Here is a 14,598-nt window from a genome sequence, read left to right as displayed (position 1 = left end):
CCTGACCTGAATCTCGACATGCCCAGGTCCATGTCGGCGAGATGGCTGTCGGCTTCTGTCGGCAGCCCTTGGCTAGCCATTCGATAACGGCTTGACCCGCCGCCCCCGGTCGGGCATCGAGCCCGCTCAATTCGCCGCTGCATGCATTCCGAGTCGCGGCGCAGAACCGATTTTTTTTGGAGAAAAACATGGCCGACGATATCACCGAGACCAGCCAGACTGTTGCCGCCGGCCAGCTGCGTGCCTTCATCGAGCGCATAGAGCGGCTCGAGGAAGAGAAGAAGACCATTTCCGACGACATCAAGGAAGTGTTCGCCGAGGCCAAGGGCACCGGCTTCGACACCAAGGCGATGCGCACGATCATCCGGCTGCGCAAGAAGGACCAGGCCGAGCGGCAGGAAGAGGAAACCATCCTCGATCTGTACAAGGCCGCACTCGGCATGGTGTAAGACTAGCCGGCCCCGGCACCGACGCGGTTGCCGGAGATACGGTTTGAGCCATGAGCGAATTCGACTTCGGTGCCCGTCGCGCCTCTGAGTTCCGCCAGCGCGGCTTCTGGACGCTGTTCGCTGAGCGGCATTCGGAAGAAAGGGCTCTGATGGCGAGGCGCGGACCCTGGTTCTGGCAGCGCGGGCTGCCCGACTTCGCATTGGTCCTTTCCATGTATGTCGCGCCGGCGCAGAACCATGTCGGCGTCTTCTTTGGCCGCAACGAGAAGTTCGGCGCCACGCAAGCCTGGTCGCGGTTGAAACCGTTCCAACCGGCGATCGAAGCCAGGCTGAAGCTCAGGCCCGAACAGAGTTGCGAGGGCCTCGGCATCAATTCGATGTGGCGGGTGAACTGTTATGCCGAGGACAATTGGCCAGCGATGACCGACTGGCTGGTGACCGAATGCTCGCGCATCGAACGTGCGGTGACCGAGGTTCTTGGCAATGCCGGCGACGGCGGTTCGTGAATCCGATGGCCTGCCGCTCTATCTCTTTGTTTTGACACAATTCCCAAGGGAAAGCGCTATGCGCTTCTCCCGGGAAGACCGCTTCACACTTTTCCTGGAATTGCTCTAATTTGGCTTCTGGGTGTCCCGGCCGATCTCGTCCAGATGGTGCTGCAGCGTCAGTTGGTCGAGCGTGTCCACCGGCAGATTGACGAACAGCGAGATGCGATTGTTGAGCATGCGATAGGCATCGGCGAAGGCGAGATGCATTTCGGCGTCGGTGCCGTGGGCCTTGGCCGGGTCCGGTATCGCCCACAGTGCCGTCATCGGATGGCCTGGCCATATGGGACAGGCCTCGTTCGCGGTGTTGTCGCAGACGGTGAAGACGAAGTTCATTTGCGGCGCATCGGCCGCGGCGAATTCGTCCCAGCTTTTCGAGCGGGCGAAGCCAGTGTCGAAGTTGAGAGTTTCCAGCAGTTGAAGTGCGTGGGGATTGACAGTGCCCTTCGGCTGCGAACCAGCGGAAAAGGCCTTGAACTTGCCGGCGCCGATCCGGTTGAGGATCGCTTCCCCCATAATGGATCGCGCCGAATTGGCGTTGCACAGAAACAGCACATTGTAGAAATTGTCGCTCATCTCAAGACCTCCCTGGCAGGCGACTGGATGATTGGGCGACAAATTCCATCGGGACGTCGCCGCTTGGCAAAGTGTATCGACAAGGGCGGCGTAGAAAGGTTTCGCGACCGTTTGATGACAACGGGTCGGATCATCTGGCGATACAGGTCCATCATCGCCTGGCGTTGACAGTTTGCTGCGTTTGAAATCTCTGCGGCAGCCGAGGAGAAGGTCGCGTCGATGAGTGTTTCAAAACGTCCCGAAGACGAAAGCGACACCGCAAGCCGGAGCTTTTTTCGCGCGCGCTGGCAAGGCCTGGTGCCGCTCGACCGGCTGTTCTGGCGCGACCTTGTTCTTGTCGGCACGGCGTTCAACGCCGCATCTTTGGTGGCCGCGATCATCCTGCTCGGACTGAAGCTGCCGCTCGCGGTGGTTCTGGCGGTGCATTTCGCGCCGGTGCCCTACAACATCTTTCTGACCTTTGCCGTATGGCGAACCACGGAAAAGGTCAGTGGCGCCAAGGCTTCGCTGATGACGCTCGGCGCCACATTATGGCTAATCCTGACGGTCGTGGTCTGACAGCGCGGACACGGGTGCCCATCGCGTTCGCCGGGTTTCCCGCCTGGGCAATGAAAAGGGCAGCCGCAGCTGCCCTTTTCATTCATTCAATCGAATTTTGGCTCAAGCCGCCGGCTCGAATTTCAGTGCCACGCCGTTGATGCAATAGCGCAGGCCGGTCGGCGGCGGGCCGTCCTCGAAGACGTGGCCGAGATGGCTGCCGCAGCGGGCGCAATGGCATTCGGTGCGGACCATGCCGTAGCTGCGGTCGACGGTGTTTTCGACCGAACCCGGCACCGGATCGTTGAAGCTCGGCCAGCCGGTACCGCTCTCGAACTTCAGCTTGGATTCAAACAAGGGCTGGTCGCAGCCGACGCAGGAAAATGTGCCGGCGCGCTTCTCGTAGAGCAAAGCGCAGCTTCCCGGCCGCTCGGTGCCGTGGCCACGCATGACGGCATATTGCTCCGGCGTCAGCCGGGCGCGCCATTCGGCGTCGGTGCGGGTTACGGGGTAGGTGTGGGTGTCCATTTGATCTCCTCAGCCTTGCCGGCTCGTTGTTGATTGCAGCCTCATATTCGCACCAAGATAGGCATTTGTTACGGCATTTGCCCGCATTTTCGATCGGGTTGTCATGCGATTGCCGCGAGATAGCGATCGACTGAGGCAGACAAGGCCGGTTTTGCCCCGCCGATGATGTTCTGGTTCCACCATGCGCCATATATGTCATCGAACGCGAATGGCTCCAGCGCGGCTGCGATGCGGCGTATCGCGGCTGCGTTGAGCGGGATCTGGTTCGGGTAGCTGTACATGAAGCTGACATGGCGACGCGTCGGCGTTACTTGCAGGATGTCGCCGGACATGAGGGCGTTGCCGCCATCGCGCTTCCAATGCAGCACCTGGCCACCGGCAAAGTGGCCGCCACAGCGGATGAGCGTAAGCGAAGGGTTTATGGCCAGCGTCTCGCCCTCCCAACTAACGATCGCCTTGTGCGGCCGCATGATCCACTGGCGGTCGTCGGCGTGGAGATAGATCGGCACGCCGCCAAACGCCTCGCTCCAACAGGCCATCACCGAATAATAGTGGCAGTGTGAGATGGCGATCGCCGCCAGGCCACCGCGGCGGTTGATCTCGGTCACCGCCTCGTCGCTGACCATCGAGATGCAATCCCACAGCACATTGCCGTGCGGCGTCTGCGCCAGCAGCGCCCGCTGGCCGATGGCGAAGCGCGGCTCGATGCCGAAGGCGAGTACGCCGGCGTCGTCCTTCATCACAAGCTGGTGCTCGCCAGCGAGTTCCTGCGGCGTGATCCAGGCCTGCCCCTCCCAGCGCACATATTGGCGCTCGTCCTCGCAGATCGGACAGTGTTCCGGCGGCGTCTCTGTTGCCGCGAACTGGACGCCGCATTGCAGGCAGAGAAAGCAGGTTTCTTGCCGGTCCATTCAATGCTTCCTCGAAAGCTGCTTCGTCGCGCTTTCCAGCCCGGCCAAAGTCAGCGGAAACATGCGGCCGCCGAAGATGTCGCGGATCATCGCGATCGAGTGGGTAAAGCCCCAATTCCCGGGGTTTTCGGGGTTGAGCCATACCGCGTTCGGCCATTGCTGCAGCAGGCGGCCGAGCCAGACGCTGCCTGCCTCCGGATTCCAGTGTTCGACCGAGCCGCCGGGGCGCGTGATCTCGTAAGGGCTCATCGAGGCGTCGCCGACGACGATCACCTTGTAGTCCGGGCCATATTTGTGGAGCAGGTCGAAGGTAGGGATTGTCGCGGCATGGCGGCGGCGATTGTCCTTCCACACGCCCTCATAGAGGCAGTTGTGGAAATAGAAATATTCAAGCTGGCGGAATTCGGCTCGCGCAGCCGAAAATAGCTCCTCGACACTCTTGATATGGTCGTCCATCGAGCCGCCGACATCGAAGAACATCAGAAGCTTCACCGCATTGCGCCGTTCGGGCCGCGTCTGCACGTCGAGATAGCCATGTTCGGCCGTGGCGTGGATGGTGCCGGGCAAGTCGAACTCCTCCTCGGCGCCCTCACGCACCCAGCGGCGCAGGCGCTTGAGTGCGATCTTGATGTTGCGGGTGCCGAGCTCGACTGCGTCATCGAAATTCCTGAATTCGCGTTTGTCCCACACCTTCACCGCGCGGCGGTTGCGGCTTTCATGCTGGCCGATGCGCACCCCTTCGGGGTTGTAGCCATAGGCGCCGAAGGGCGAGGTGCCGCCGGTGCCGATCCATTTCGAGCCGCCCTGGTGGCGGCCTTTTTGCTCCTCGAGCCGCTGCTTCAAGGTCTCCATCAGTTTCTCGAAACCGCCGAGCGCTTCGACTAGCTTTTTCTCCTCGTCGGTCAGGTGCTTTTCGGCGAGGCGGCGCAACCATTCCTCGGGGATGTTGGCGACATCGACGGCATCCGGCCCGCCCAGCGCTTCAATGCCCTTGAAGACATGCGCAAACACCTGGTCGAAGCGGTCGATATGGCGCTCGTCCTTCACCAGCGCCGCACGGGCGAGGTAGTAAAAACCTTCGACATCATAGTCGACCAGCCCGGCTTCCAGCCCCTCCAGCAGCGACAGATATTCCCGCAGCGAAACGGGAACGCGCGCGGCCTTCAGTTCGAGGAAGAAGGGAATGAACATGGCCAGTTACAGCAGATCATACTCGATGAAGCCGGTCCTGCGCGCCACATGGTCGTAGAGCTTGCGCGCGGTGGTGTTGGTCTCGTGCGTCATCCAGTAGACGTTCTTGACGCCGATTTTTGCGGCTTCCTCTTTTACAGCCTTGATCAGTGCTGCACCGATACCCTTGCCGCGCACATTCGGGTCGGCGAACAGGTCCTGAAGATAGCAGTTATTGTGCTCCGACCAGCCGGAGCGATGGTAGAGATAGTGGGTGAGGCCGACCGCCTTGCCGTCGAGCGTGGCGATGAAACCCTTGGGCTCGAACTCGCCCGCCGTGAACAGCCGCTTCCAGGTGACGGCGTAGACCTCTTCCGGCAGCTTGGTCTCGTAGAAGGTGAGATAATCGGTCCACAGCCGCCGCCAGTCGGCGTGGTCGGACTGCGCGAGCGGGCGGACAACGATCTCAGACATTTCATTTCCTCCGAAGGGTGTTGGCCGAAGCTGCCTGCCTGTTCGGTCGGCAGCAACGGTCCACAGAAGGGAAAGCGCTACTGCTGCCGCCCTATTGCTGCCTTCTGGCCATGAAGGCCAGCCGCTCGAACAGGTGCACGTCCTGCTCGTTCTTCAGGAGAGCGCCGTGCAGTTTGGGCAGGGCGTTCTTCGGATCGGCGCGCAAATCCTCGGGCGCGATGTCGTCGGCGACCAGCAGCCTTATCCAGTCGAGCGCCTCGGAGGTCGACGGCTTCTTCTTCAGCCCCGGCACATCGCGGATCTCGTAGAATTGGGTGAGCGCTGCCCGAACCAGGTTCTGCTTGATGCCGGGATAGTGGACGTCGACGATCTTGTGCAGCGTGTCGACGTCGGGAAAGCGGATGTAGTGGAAGAAGCAGCGGCGCAGGAAGGCGTCCGGAAGCTCCTTCTCGTTGTTGGAGGTGATGATGACGATCGGCCTGACGGCGGCGCGGATCGTCTCGCCGGTCTCGTAGACGAAGAACTCCATGCGATCGAGTTCCTGCAGGAGATCGTTGGGGAATTCGATGTCGGCCTTGTCGATCTCGTCGATCAGAAGCACGACCTTCCTACCGGCCGCGAACGCCTCCCACAATTTGCCGCGCTTGATGTAGTTCCTGATGTCGTTGAACCTGATATCACCAAGCTGGCTGTCGCGCAGGCGCGAGACGGCGTCATATTCGTAAAGGCCCTGCTGCGCCCTGGTGGTCGACTTGACGTGCCATTCGATGAGGTCGAGGCCAAGTGCTGACGCCACCTGGCGGGCGAGTTCCGTCTTGCCGGTGCCGGGCTCGCCCTTGACCAGCAAGGGCCGTTCCAGTGCGATCGCGGCGTTGACGGCCACCATCAGATCCTTATCGGCGACATAGGCCGCCGTGCCTTCAAAACGCATTCTTGCTCCTCGGTTAGTCATCGCGACCGTAAGGACGCGGCTCAGCCTGTGCAAGGGTGAGGTGTTGGCGGCGGCGAGGGCTTGAACCCAACACGGAAAGAATGCCCGTCTCACTGGCGCTTGACCGATCAGCGGCCTATATTGGCTGCGACGGTCTGTGCTTCCCGGCAGGAGAACATTTTCCCCGGGGCCTTAACGATCCTTAGGGAGCTGTCCCTGGGAAGACCCGTGGGTTTTCTCACACGGCGCCCACCTACTTTGTAGGTTCCCGGGATCGCTCTCTCCACCGGTTGTGTGGATCGTCACTTATTGCCACGCGTCCACGCATTTCGGTGGACGATGCGGTGGAAAACGTCGCTCCCAACGCTTCATCCAGCTCTGACCTTTTCTACCCTGGCCGCATGACCTCTCCCAAAGACCTGAAAAAGCAGCTTCGCCGCGAGGCCCTCGGGCGCCGCGACGCGCTCGATGAATTCTGGCGGGTGGAGGTTGCGCTTGAAATGGCCGAGACCGCACGCGATCACCTCCACATCGAGCCGGGCCAGATCGTCTCCGGTTTCTGGCCGATGCGTTCCGAAGTCGACGTTAGGCCGCTGATGTTTGCCTTGCGCGAAAAGGGCGCACGGCTTTGCCTGCCGGCCATTCTCGACAAGACCACCATCGTCTTTCGCGAACTGGTGCGCGGCGCTCCGATGGTCGAGATGGGTTTCGGCACAGTCGGTCCGCACGAAGAAGCCGAGGTGCTCGACCCCTCGGTGATGCTGGTGCCGCTCGCCGCTTTCGATGCGCGCGGCCATCGCATCGGCTACGGCGCCGGCTACTACGACCGCGCCATCGCCAGGCTGGTCGACAAGGGACGGCCGCCGCGGCTGGTCGGCATTGCCTTCGACTGCCAGGAGGTGGCGCTGGTGCCGGATGAGAACCACGACGTCATCATTCCGGAAATACTGACCGAGAGCGGGTTGCGCCGCTTCGCGCCAAAATTGTAGATAAGTACAAGGGACGCATGTCTTTCACGGGCGTCATGCAGCTTTCGCTGACCTTCGGTGCGGGATCATATGAGACTTCTCTTCCTCGGTGACATGGTGGGCAAGACGGGACGGACGGCGGTGTGGGAACAGCTGCCCGGCCTGATCTCCGACTTCAAACTCGATTTCGTCATCGTCAATGGCGAGAACGCCGCCGGCGGTTTCGGCATCACCGAAGATATCTTTCGCGAGACCATCGCGGCCGGTGCGGATGTCGTTACCACCGGCAACCATGTCTGGGACCAGCGCGATGCGTTGGCCTTCGCGCCGCGCGAAGAGCGTTTTCTGCGCCCCTCCAACTTTCCCAAGGGCACGCCCGGGCGCGGCTCCGGCGTCTACATCGCCAGGAGCGGCGCGCGCGTGCTGGTCGCCAACATCATGGGCCGGGTGTTCATGCATCCCGAGCTCGACGATCCGTTCCAGGCCGGCGAACGCGAGCTTGCCGCCTGTCCGCTTGGCGAGCAGGCGGATGCCGTGGTCATCGACTTCCACGCCGAGGCGACCTCGGAAAAGATGTGCTTCGCGCATTTCGTCGATGGCCGCGCCAGCCTCGTCGTCGGCACTCACACGCACCAGCCGACCGCCGACCACCAGATCCTCAATGGCGGCACCGGCTATCTGTCCGATGCCGGCATGTGCGGCGACTACGATTCCTCGCTCGGCATGGACAAGGAGGAGCCACTCAACCGCTTCCTGTCGAAAGTGCCGAAAGGGCGTTTCGAGGCAGCCACCGGACCGGCGACATTGTGCGGCGTCGGCGTCGATATTTCCGACCGCACGGGGCTCACCGAGCGGATCGCGCCGTTTCGTCGCGGCCCGCGGCTGGAGGAAACCGCGCCATCCTTCTGGTCGTGACATTGATATAGGCGCGCGCAGTACCTAACTGCCGGCGACACTGCTCTAGATCGTAGGGGACGACCTCCATGCAGCTCATCGAATTTCTGGCGCCGCATTTTCAATTCGTGTCCGACCCAACGGCATGGGTCGCGTTGCTGACGCTGGTGGTGCTGGAGATCGTGCTCGGCATCGACAACCTTATCTTCATCTCGATCCTGACCAACAAGCTGCCGGAAGCGCAAAGGGCCCGCGCCCGCCGCCTCGGCATCTCGGCGGCGCTGATCATGCGGCTGGTGCTGCTGGCCACCATTTCGATCATCGTCCAGTTGACGGCGCCGGTGTTCACGGCCTTCGGCCATGGCTTTTCCTGGCGCGACCTGATCCTGATCGCCGGCGGCCTGTTCCTGGTCTGGAAGGCGACCAAGGAGATCCATCACACGGTCGACCCCGACGACCACAAGGACTCGATGCTGGGTGAGACGCTGCAGATCAGCCTTGCCGGCGCGATCTTCCAGATCCTGCTGCTCGACCTGGTCTTCTCGATCGATTCGATCATCACCGCTGTCGGCATGACCGACGAGATCGCCATCATGTACATCGCCGTGATCGTCGCGGTGAGCGTGATGATGCTGGCGGCCGGGCCGCTGGCCAATTTCATCGCCAAGAACCCGAGCATCGTCATGCTGGCGCTGGGCTTCCTGCTGATGATCGGCATGACGCTGATCGCCGACGGCATGGGCTACCATGTGCCCAAGGGCTACATCTACGCCGCCATGGGTTTTTCGGCACTGGTCGAGGGACTCAACATGCTGGCGCGGCGGCGCAAGAAGGCGAAATCGGGCGGCGGGCACTGAGGCTGGTCTGTCGGGGCGAAGCCTAATGCCCCGGCACGCCCTTCGGATGACGGTCGCCGATCAGGCCAAGCGTCAGGCCCTGTTCCAGCCAGGCCTTGGCGCCGGCCAGCACGAGCGTGAAGCCGCCGGTTGAGCCGATGGCCTCTTTCACCTGCTCGTCGCCATTGCCTGCGAAGTCGAAGTTGCGAACTTCGAGAAAAGTCGTCTGATCCGGCATTTCGGTGAAGGTCCAGACCACGGTGGTCGGCGGATCGCTCCACCGCATGACGATCTTTTCGTTCGCGACGATCTCGCTGACATCGACCGTCGTCGAGACCCCGTACATGCGCCACTCCCAGCGCACCTCCTTGCCGCTGTCCAGGCGCCCGCTGGCGTGGGTGAACCAGAATTTCGTGGTGATGGCCGGATCGACGATGGCCTCGAACACTTCAGCGACAGGCCGCCGGATCAGCATGTCGGCTTCGGCGGTTGGTGTTTCGCGGATCTCCATCGGATTGTCCTTTCGGGGCTTGGCGCTCACCAGGCGTCCGGTTCGCGCAGCATGTGAACGATGTTGGCTGGGTTGGTGATCCAGCCGCCACGGAAGCCCTCGCCCAGGGGTTCGATAGCGTCGCAACGCACGACGCCCGCCTTGGCGAGATGATCCGCGGCCATGGGGAAATCGTCGGTGAAGAGTTCCAGCCACACCTCGGCCTGGCTCATCATCGGCGCCTCATCGATCCACAGGCGGTTGGGGCCAAGCTCGAAGCCGATTGCCGGCGCCTTGTCTGTGAACGGCTTCAGGCCGACGACGTCGCGGTAGAAGGCGATCGTCGCCTCATACTGGTGTGGCGGCACCTTCATGGCGATGTTGATGCCGCCGGTGATTTTCGTGGTCATAGCTGGCTCCGTTGTCGTGTTCAGCTGTTGGTCGGCTCTGCCCGGGCTGGTTATGCGAGATTGATCTGCCAGGAGACCCCGAACCTGTCGTTGAGCCATGCGAAACGGCGGCTGAAGCCGTAATTGTCGGGCGGCATCAGAAACCCACCGTCCTTTGCCAGTGTCTCGACAATGCGGTTCAGTTCGTCTTCGGAGGAACAGTCCACATAGAGCGAGACCGACGGCGTGAACGTGAAGGCGTGGTGGACGGGGCTGTTGAAGACCATGACTTCCAGGCCAGCGATCGACACCCGCGCCAGCTTGACCGTTCCTTGCGGACCGTCTTCGCCGGGGCCGTAATTTGTGACGTCAAGGACGCTGCTGCCGGGAATGGTCTCACAATAGAGGGTCATTGCCTCTTCGGCCTTGCCCTCGAACATCAGGAATGGCGTTACTTTCGTCATTGCAGGCCTCCATCTTCCTTCCTGGGTGCTCAGATATGGGGTCGCTCAGATATTGGTCTCGTTGGCGGGTTCGCCCTTCATCTCGCTGCGGTAGTAGCCGTCGCGCAAATTGATGCCGTATTCGACATAGGCCTTCATGCAGGCCAGCATCTGCGACCAGCCCTCGCAATTGAGGTAGGACTTCTTCAGGCCGACCGCGCCTTCCTGCCAACCGCTCTCGGCGATGGTGACGAAGGTGCCGCCATCGTCCAGCGGCTCGAAATTCATCTCGATACGGGTCTTGTAGGCGGGTTTGCCGTCGGCGTCGGTGGCATCCCAGCGCAGCACGATGCGGCTGTCCTTGACCACTTCATCGACCTCGACCGGCACCTTGCCCCACCAGACGACGCCGGCACCCGCCACCAGCGGCGCGCTGGCGCCGCCGATCGTGGTGAAATAGCCGCTCAGCTTCCTCGGATTGACGACTGCGTCGAAGACGTCGGCGACCGGCTTGCCGATGCGGCCGGAAACCTTGAATCCAAGTGACATATCCACAGCTCCTTCCCTTGATTGGCTCAACGATATGTTATAGAAACATAACATGTCAAGCCAATCGCAAGACGACAATGTTTTCAAGGCGCTGGCGCATCCACGCCGGCGCGAAATGCTGGATCAGCTGAAGGATACGCCGAAGACGACCGGCATGCTGTGTGAGGCCTTTCCCGATATCGATCGCTGCACCGTGATGCTGCATCTGAAGGTGCTGGAGGAGGCCGATCTGATTGTCGCGCAGCGCGACGGACGCGAGCGCTGGAACCATCTCAACGCGCTGCCGATCAAGCAGATCCACGACCGCTGGATCAGCCAGTATGCCGGCCATGCGCTCAGCATCATCGACCGGTTGAAGTCCGATCTGGAGGCGTGAGCGCTCGCAGCCGCCAATGTCGGGCGTCCCGTGTGCGGTGCGGCTGGACGAATTGAGCCGATTTATCTATAAGCCGGCCATTCCGACAGAGAACGCCGTGCTTCCACGAGTTGCACCTGGGACGCTCTGAAATTTTGAATTCGGGCATTGCGGAAGACGAGGTGAGATCACTTCGCTTCGGGATGCTCTAGCCGAGAAGACGACAGGGGTGCCATGGCTGGCCATTCACAGTTCAAGAACATCATGCACCGCAAGGGCCGCCAGGATGCGGTGCGGTCGAAAATGTTTTCCAAGCTGGCGCGCGAAATCACCGTCGCCGCCAAGAGCGGGACGCCCGATCCATCGATGAACCCGCGTTTGCGGCTGGCGATCCAGAACGCCAAGGCGGTGTCGATGCCGAAGGACAACATCCAGCGCGCCGTCAACAAGGCCTCGATGGGCGATGCCGAGAACTACGAAGCCGTGCGCTATGAGGGCTATGGTCCCGGCGGCGTCGCCGTCATCGTCGAAGCGTTGACCGACAACCGCAACCGCTCGGCCTCGAATGTGCGCGCCGCCTTCACCAAGGCCGGCGGGGCGATGGGTGAAACCGGCTCGGTGTCGTTCATGTGGGACCGTGCCGGCGAGATCTACTATCCGGCATCGGCGGGCAGCGCCGACAAGATCATGGATGCGGCGATCGAAGCCGGCGCCGATGATGTCGAGTCGGACGAGGAAGGCCACACGATCTACTGCGCCTTCGAAAATCTCGGCGAAGTGTCGAAGGCGCTGGAAGGCGCGCTCGGCGAGGCTGAATCGGTGAAGCCGATCTGGCGGCCGCAAAACAATGTTCCGGTCGACGAGGAACGGGCACAGTCGCTGATGAAGCTGGTCGCCACGCTCGAGGATGACGATGACGTGCAGAGCGTGTACGCCAACTTCGAAGTCGATGACGAGACCATGGCCAAGCTCAGCGCGGCATGAGCGAGCAACCTCTGCCCACCATCCGCATCACCTATTGCACGCAGTGCCAGTGGCTGTTGCGCGCCGGCTGGATGGCGCAGGAGCTTCTGTCGACCTTCGGCACCGATCTGGGCGAGGTCACCCTGGTGCCCGGCACCGGCGGCATCTTCACCATTTCCTGCAATGACACGCTGGTCTGGGACCGCAAGCGCGACGGCGGCTTTCCGGACGCGGCGAAGCTCAAGCAGTTGGTCCGCGACGTCATCGACCCGGATCGCGATCTCGGCCATGCCGACCGCAAGGGTCACACGTCGAAAGACCAGACGCAAAAGGACCCCGCCTGAGCGGGGTCCTTTGCGTTTCGTAAAACCGCTTAGAGCAATGCGAAGATAAAGCAGGCCATCGCCACGATGGCGGTGATGGTGCGGACGTGGTTCCACATCACCCATTGGCTCAAATGGTTCGCCCACACGGCGGCGCCATTGCTGCTGGCGGGGTCGACGGCGGCGAGCGCATCGTTGAGCGGCACATTGAAGACCATGGTCACGATCGGGTTGCCGACCACATAGATCACCGCGCCGGCAAGCAACCAGTACGAGCCGGACTGGCTCCAGCCCATGATAGCGGCGGCGATAAGCACCAGACAGAGCAGGCCGGTACCGAAAAGCGCCGTCATGAAGGTCGGGGTGATCACCGTGATGTTGATAGAATTCATCGCGGCGATGCCGCTTGGGACGGGCAGTCGGGCAAGCGCCGCCATGACGAAATTGGAAAAGGCGAAAAACACGCCGCCGACGACGCCCGAGCCGATTGCGGCAATGATGGTGAGGGTGGGAAGAAGCTTGGTCATCTCAGTTGCTCCAGATGCCGGTTGCGGCGGTTTCATTTGCGTAGGCGGAAAAGTCTTTCGGCGCGCGGCCGAGCACACGCTGGACGCCATCGGTCAGCGTCTCGTTGCGGCCGTCGAGCACTTGCGTGAACAGCTCGTTGAGCAGCCAGGCAATTTCGGGCGGCAGTTCATGTGCGGCCATCGCGGCGGTGAATTCGTCATGCGAGATCCTGACAAATCGGATGTCGCGGCCGGCGGCCTTGCCGATCTCGGCGACCGCATCGGCGAAGCCCAGCAGCCGTGGTCCGGTCAGCTCATAAAGCTGGCCGACATGGCTTGGCTCCGTCAGCGCGACGAAGGCGGCTTCGGCGATGTCGTCGACATCGACGAACGGCTCGCCGACATTGCTGACCGGCAAGGCTACTTCGCCTTCCAGCAAGGGCTCGACGAGAAAACCTTCGCTGAAATTCTGTGAGAACCAGGCGCAGCGCAGGATCGTCCAGTCAGCGCCCGAGGCTTTCAGCATCTCCTCGGCGCGCTGGGCTTCCGCCTCGCCGCGGCCGGAGAGCAACACCAGGCGGGTGACGCCATTGGCCACCGCAAGCCTGGCGAAGGCGCCGACGGTTTCGGCGGCGCCCGGCACGGCGATGTCGGGGTAGTAGCTGATGTAGACGGCACTCACGCCTTGCAAGGCCGGCCCCCAGGTCGCGGGGATTTCCCAGTCGAAGCGCGGGTTGCCGGAGCGCGAGCCGATCCGTACCGGCAGGCCGTGCGCCGTCAGCCGCTCGGCGAGACGGCGGCCGGTCTTGCCGGTGCCGCCAAGGATCAGGATGGGTCTGGTTATTGCGTCATTCATGGTGGTTTCCTCCGTTTTACAAACATGAGTAATCCTCATATTTGCAAAACGTGATAAACCCTCGTATTTTGCGAGTCAAGCGATTTTGCCGGTATTGGAGTCAGGCATGGAAGACACGGCCACGCCGGTTTCCCCTCAGGAGCAGATTGCTTCGCCGCGCCGGGCGCCCAGCCAGCAGCGTAGCCGCGAGCGGGTCGAGCGCATGCTGGCCGCTGCCTCGGCGCTAATCGCCGAGCAAGGCAGCGATGCCATGCGCATGGGTGAGGTGGCGGAACGGGCAGGGGTGTCGATCGGTTCGCTCTACCAGTTCTTTCCAGACAAGCGGGCGATCGTCTGGGCACTGGCCGAGCGCTACACCGCCGAGAGCCAGGCCTGCATCTCGGCGGCACTTGCCGGCGTCGGCGACGCCGAAGGCTTGAGCCAGGCGTTTTCAGAGCTGGTCGATATCTATTACCGGTTGTTCCTGGCGGAGCCGGTGATGCGGGATATCTGGTCGGGCACGCAGGCCGACAAGGCGCTGCGCCAGCTCGAACTCGCCGACAGCCGGGCCAACGCCGAATTCCTCACCGCGGTGCTGAAACGGCTGCGGCCGGCAGCCGATCCAGTGGCGCTGGAAACCACGGCGTTCCTCGTCTGGCAAATGGGCGAAGCCGCCATGCGGCTGGCGATTTCCGTTGAGCGGCAGGAGGGCGACAGGCTGGTCGCCGCCTACAAGCGCATGGCGCTCAGGGAATTGCTGGACGGATAGAATGCTCCCCCACCCTCCCCCTCGTGGGGAGGGTCGCTGCGAAGCAGCGGGGTGGGGGCGGCGCCAGACCCCCACCCGGACCTTCGGTCCGACCTCCCCACAAGAAGGGGGAGGTAGGGGGCGAGCGCCAGCTTGTGGCGATCCACCTCGTCGCAAC

22 protein-coding genes and 1 other RNA gene are annotated in these 14,598 nt (G+C 62.2%); 11 read left to right on the top strand and 12 right to left on the bottom strand.

Annotated features, from left to right (window positions below; genetic code table 11):
- Positions 1-188 precede the first annotated feature (188 nt).
- A complete protein-coding gene (locus tag EJ076_RS00390; protein ID WP_027027312.1) occupies positions 189-449 on the top strand; it encodes a DUF2312 domain-containing protein in 261 nt (86 codons plus the stop codon).
- A 50-nt stretch (positions 450-499) separates the two neighbouring features.
- Positions 500-955, top strand: a complete 456-nt coding sequence (locus EJ076_RS00385) for a hypothetical protein (protein ID WP_126066754.1) — start codon at positions 500-502, stop codon at positions 953-955.
- Between the two features lie 105 nt (positions 956-1,060).
- On the opposite strand, the gene EJ076_RS00380 is transcribed toward EJ076_RS00385, so the two are convergent.
- Positions 1,061-1,570 (bottom strand): arsenate reductase ArsC, encoded by a 510-nt coding sequence (locus tag EJ076_RS00380; RefSeq protein ID WP_109664621.1) that lies wholly within the window; start codon positions 1,568-1,570, stop codon positions 1,061-1,063.
- A gap of 219 nt (positions 1,571-1,789) precedes the next feature.
- Between EJ076_RS00380 and EJ076_RS00375 the strand changes: the two genes are divergently transcribed.
- Complete coding sequence (locus EJ076_RS00375) at positions 1,790-2,128, top strand: hypothetical protein (protein WP_126066753.1); 339 nt, start codon at positions 1,790-1,792, stop codon at positions 2,126-2,128.
- Positions 2,129-2,230: 102 nt separating this feature from the next.
- Here the strand turns inward: EJ076_RS00375 and msrB are convergent, their stop codons facing one another.
- From msrB to EJ076_RS00350, 5 genes are all read right to left on the bottom strand, one after another.
- The gene (gene msrB / locus EJ076_RS00370) at positions 2,231-2,635 is read right to left on the bottom strand and encodes a peptide-methionine (R)-S-oxide reductase MsrB (protein WP_013529102.1); all 405 of its coding nucleotides are present in this window, start codon (positions 2,633-2,635) and stop codon (positions 2,231-2,233) included.
- 101 nt (positions 2,636-2,736) lie between these two features.
- The gene (locus EJ076_RS00365; RefSeq protein ID WP_126066752.1) at positions 2,737-3,546 is read right to left on the bottom strand and encodes an MBL fold metallo-hydrolase; all 810 of its coding nucleotides are present in this window, start codon (positions 3,544-3,546) and stop codon (positions 2,737-2,739) included.
- Positions 3,547-4,737, bottom strand: coding sequence for a VWA domain-containing protein (locus EJ076_RS00360; protein WP_126066751.1), 1,191 nt, complete (start codon positions 4,735-4,737; stop codon positions 3,547-3,549). It abuts the gene before it with no gap.
- A gap of 6 nt (positions 4,738-4,743) precedes the next feature.
- The gene (locus tag EJ076_RS00355; RefSeq protein ID WP_126066750.1) at positions 4,744-5,190 is read right to left on the bottom strand and encodes a GNAT family N-acetyltransferase; all 447 of its coding nucleotides are present in this window, start codon (positions 5,188-5,190) and stop codon (positions 4,744-4,746) included.
- A 91-nt stretch (positions 5,191-5,281) separates the two neighbouring features.
- On the bottom strand, positions 5,282-6,121 hold the full coding sequence (locus EJ076_RS00350; protein ID WP_126066749.1) for a MoxR family ATPase: 840 nt from the start codon (positions 6,119-6,121) through the stop codon (positions 5,282-5,284).
- Positions 6,122-6,270: 149 nt separating this feature from the next.
- On the opposite strand from EJ076_RS00350, the gene ssrS reads away from it, so the two are divergent.
- From ssrS to EJ076_RS00330, 4 genes are all read left to right on the top strand, one after another.
- Positions 6,271-6,426: non-coding RNA, 6S RNA (gene ssrS / locus EJ076_RS00345), on the top strand.
- A gap of 96 nt (positions 6,427-6,522) precedes the next feature.
- Positions 6,523-7,110, top strand: a complete 588-nt coding sequence (locus EJ076_RS00340) for a 5-formyltetrahydrofolate cyclo-ligase (protein ID WP_126066748.1) — start codon at positions 6,523-6,525, stop codon at positions 7,108-7,110.
- A 69-nt stretch (positions 7,111-7,179) separates the two neighbouring features.
- A complete protein-coding gene (locus tag EJ076_RS00335; protein WP_109664654.1) occupies positions 7,180-8,004 on the top strand; it encodes a YmdB family metallophosphoesterase in 825 nt (274 codons plus the stop codon).
- Positions 8,005-8,072: 68 nt separating this feature from the next.
- Positions 8,073-8,840, top strand: a complete 768-nt coding sequence (locus tag EJ076_RS00330) for a TerC family protein (protein WP_126066747.1) — start codon at positions 8,073-8,075, stop codon at positions 8,838-8,840.
- Between the two features lie 22 nt (positions 8,841-8,862).
- Here the strand turns inward: EJ076_RS00330 and EJ076_RS00325 are convergent, their stop codons facing one another.
- Genes EJ076_RS00325 through EJ076_RS00310 form a run of 4 tightly spaced genes read right to left on the bottom strand, consistent with a single transcriptional unit; the run spans position 8,863 to position 10,690 of the window.
- Positions 8,863-9,330, bottom strand: a complete 468-nt coding sequence (locus EJ076_RS00325) for an SRPBCC family protein (protein ID WP_126070939.1) — start codon at positions 9,328-9,330, stop codon at positions 8,863-8,865.
- A gap of 26 nt (positions 9,331-9,356) precedes the next feature.
- Positions 9,357-9,719, bottom strand: a complete 363-nt coding sequence (locus EJ076_RS00320; protein ID WP_126066746.1) for a hypothetical protein — start codon at positions 9,717-9,719, stop codon at positions 9,357-9,359.
- Between the two features lie 50 nt (positions 9,720-9,769).
- Positions 9,770-10,162: a VOC family protein gene (locus EJ076_RS00315; RefSeq protein ID WP_126066745.1), complete on the bottom strand. Its 393-nt coding sequence runs from the start codon at positions 10,160-10,162 to the stop codon at positions 9,770-9,772.
- 45 nt (positions 10,163-10,207) lie between these two features.
- On the bottom strand, positions 10,208-10,690 hold the full coding sequence (locus tag EJ076_RS00310) for an SRPBCC domain-containing protein (protein WP_126066744.1): 483 nt from the start codon (positions 10,688-10,690) through the stop codon (positions 10,208-10,210).
- 52 nt (positions 10,691-10,742) lie between these two features.
- Here EJ076_RS00310 and EJ076_RS00305 point away from each other — a divergent pair, with 52 nt between their 5' ends.
- The 3 genes from EJ076_RS00305 (at position 10,743) to EJ076_RS00295 (ending at position 12,352) form a co-directional block, all read left to right on the top strand.
- The gene (locus EJ076_RS00305; RefSeq protein WP_109664679.1) at positions 10,743-11,066 is read left to right on the top strand and encodes a helix-turn-helix domain-containing protein; all 324 of its coding nucleotides are present in this window, start codon (positions 10,743-10,745) and stop codon (positions 11,064-11,066) included.
- A gap of 213 nt (positions 11,067-11,279) precedes the next feature.
- Entirely contained in the window at positions 11,280-12,029 is a 750-nt protein-coding gene (locus EJ076_RS00300) for a YebC/PmpR family DNA-binding transcriptional regulator (protein ID WP_023758620.1), read from the top strand.
- A complete protein-coding gene (locus EJ076_RS00295; protein ID WP_109664683.1) occupies positions 12,026-12,352 on the top strand; it encodes a SelT/SelW/SelH family protein in 327 nt (108 codons plus the stop codon). Before EJ076_RS00300 ends, EJ076_RS00295 begins: the two co-directional genes overlap by 4 nt.
- Before the next feature lie 29 nt (positions 12,353-12,381).
- Here EJ076_RS00295 and EJ076_RS00290 read toward each other — a convergent pair whose 3' ends face one another.
- Both EJ076_RS00290 and EJ076_RS00285 read right to left on the bottom strand, forming a co-directional pair.
- Positions 12,382-12,858, bottom strand: coding sequence for a DUF1772 domain-containing protein (locus tag EJ076_RS00290; protein ID WP_126066743.1), 477 nt, complete (start codon positions 12,856-12,858; stop codon positions 12,382-12,384).
- 1 nt (position 12,859) lies between these two features.
- A complete protein-coding gene (locus EJ076_RS00285; protein ID WP_126066742.1) occupies positions 12,860-13,693 on the bottom strand; it encodes an NAD(P)H-binding protein in 834 nt (277 codons plus the stop codon).
- 106 nt (positions 13,694-13,799) lie between these two features.
- On the opposite strand from EJ076_RS00285, the gene EJ076_RS00280 reads away from it, so the two are divergent.
- Positions 13,800-14,441 (top strand): TetR/AcrR family transcriptional regulator, encoded by a 642-nt coding sequence (locus tag EJ076_RS00280; protein ID WP_126066741.1) that lies wholly within the window; start codon positions 13,800-13,802, stop codon positions 14,439-14,441.
- Positions 14,442-14,598: the final 157 nt, after the last annotated feature.

Source organism: Mesorhizobium sp. M7D.F.Ca.US.005.01.1.1 (genome assembly GCF_003952545.1).
Lineage (GTDB): Bacteria > Pseudomonadota > Alphaproteobacteria > Rhizobiales > Rhizobiaceae > Mesorhizobium > Mesorhizobium loti.
This window is presented reverse-complemented; position numbering and strand designations above follow the sequence as displayed.

What these genes read in the sequence shown, in the direction of transcription:
- EJ076_RS00295 (WP_109664683.1), top strand. Translation starts at nt 12,026, where the DNA reads ATGAGCGAGCAACCTCTGCCCACCATCCGCATCACCTATTGCACGCAG.
- EJ076_RS00375 (WP_126066753.1), top strand. Translation starts at nt 1,790, where the DNA reads ATGAGTGTTTCAAAACGTCCCGAAGACGAAAGCGACACCGCAAGCCGG.
- EJ076_RS00305 (WP_109664679.1), top strand. Translation starts at nt 10,743, where the DNA reads ATGTCAAGCCAATCGCAAGACGACAATGTTTTCAAGGCGCTGGCGCAT.
- EJ076_RS00290 (WP_126066743.1), bottom strand. Translation starts at nt 12,858, where the DNA reads ATGACCAAGCTTCTTCCCACCCTCACCATCATTGCCGCAATCGGCTCG.
- EJ076_RS00300 (WP_023758620.1), top strand. Translation starts at nt 11,280, where the DNA reads ATGGCTGGCCATTCACAGTTCAAGAACATCATGCACCGCAAGGGCCGC.
- msrB (WP_013529102.1), bottom strand. Translation starts at nt 2,635, where the DNA reads ATGGACACCCACACCTACCCCGTAACCCGCACCGACGCCGAATGGCGC.
- EJ076_RS00385 (WP_126066754.1), top strand. Translation starts at nt 500, where the DNA reads ATGAGCGAATTCGACTTCGGTGCCCGTCGCGCCTCTGAGTTCCGCCAG.
- EJ076_RS00315 (WP_126066745.1), bottom strand. Translation starts at nt 10,162, where the DNA reads ATGACGAAAGTAACGCCATTCCTGATGTTCGAGGGCAAGGCCGAAGAG.
- EJ076_RS00310 (WP_126066744.1), bottom strand. Translation starts at nt 10,690, where the DNA reads ATGTCACTTGGATTCAAGGTTTCCGGCCGCATCGGCAAGCCGGTCGCC.
- EJ076_RS00280 (WP_126066741.1), top strand. Translation starts at nt 13,800, where the DNA reads ATGGAAGACACGGCCACGCCGGTTTCCCCTCAGGAGCAGATTGCTTCG.
- EJ076_RS00285 (WP_126066742.1), bottom strand. Translation starts at nt 13,693, where the DNA reads ATGAATGACGCAATAACCAGACCCATCCTGATCCTTGGCGGCACCGGC.
- EJ076_RS00340 (WP_126066748.1), top strand. Translation starts at nt 6,523, where the DNA reads ATGACCTCTCCCAAAGACCTGAAAAAGCAGCTTCGCCGCGAGGCCCTC.
- EJ076_RS00320 (WP_126066746.1), bottom strand. Translation starts at nt 9,719, where the DNA reads ATGACCACGAAAATCACCGGCGGCATCAACATCGCCATGAAGGTGCCG.
- EJ076_RS00360 (WP_126066751.1), bottom strand. Translation starts at nt 4,737, where the DNA reads ATGTTCATTCCCTTCTTCCTCGAACTGAAGGCCGCGCGCGTTCCCGTT.
- EJ076_RS00380 (WP_109664621.1), bottom strand. Translation starts at nt 1,570, where the DNA reads ATGAGCGACAATTTCTACAATGTGCTGTTTCTGTGCAACGCCAATTCG.
- EJ076_RS00325 (WP_126070939.1), bottom strand. Translation starts at nt 9,330, where the DNA reads ATGGAGATCCGCGAAACACCAACCGCCGAAGCCGACATGCTGATCCGG.
- EJ076_RS00330 (WP_126066747.1), top strand. Translation starts at nt 8,073, where the DNA reads ATGCAGCTCATCGAATTTCTGGCGCCGCATTTTCAATTCGTGTCCGAC.
- EJ076_RS00350 (WP_126066749.1), bottom strand. Translation starts at nt 6,121, where the DNA reads ATGCGTTTTGAAGGCACGGCGGCCTATGTCGCCGATAAGGATCTGATG.
- EJ076_RS00365 (WP_126066752.1), bottom strand. Translation starts at nt 3,546, where the DNA reads ATGGACCGGCAAGAAACCTGCTTTCTCTGCCTGCAATGCGGCGTCCAG.
- EJ076_RS00390 (WP_027027312.1), top strand. Translation starts at nt 189, where the DNA reads ATGGCCGACGATATCACCGAGACCAGCCAGACTGTTGCCGCCGGCCAG.
- EJ076_RS00335 (WP_109664654.1), top strand. Translation starts at nt 7,180, where the DNA reads ATGAGACTTCTCTTCCTCGGTGACATGGTGGGCAAGACGGGACGGACG.
- EJ076_RS00355 (WP_126066750.1), bottom strand. Translation starts at nt 5,190, where the DNA reads ATGTCTGAGATCGTTGTCCGCCCGCTCGCGCAGTCCGACCACGCCGAC.